General features: G+C 52.4%; 1 pseudogene. It reads right to left on the bottom strand.

What is annotated here, in order from left to right:
- Nucleotides 1–99 precede the first annotated feature (99 nt).
- Nucleotides 100–210: pseudogene (locus tag WFH18_RS18440) on the bottom strand (IS66 family transposase); the annotation flags it as partial.

Consider the following 210-nt stretch of genomic DNA (forward strand, 5'->3'; position numbering starts at 1 on the left):
TTGTCGAAGGCGCTCTTTATTCAGCCTTCTAGATTCACCCGGTGACACGGGTGGTTCCCGCAGGGGGGAACAACTTCATTAAGCGACTTCGTGTCGCACCTCTACCCAATTGTTGCATATCGGTAGATTGCCATCATCCAGATAGCGGCTTAAGGCTGGCCAACGCTTCAGAGTGTAATTGATAGCCTTGGCGGTGGGAGAACTCGATGG

This window comes from Acinetobacter sp. USHLN143 (assembly GCF_037145695.1).
Taxonomy (GTDB): domain Bacteria; phylum Pseudomonadota; class Gammaproteobacteria; order Pseudomonadales; family Moraxellaceae; genus Acinetobacter; species Acinetobacter fasciculus.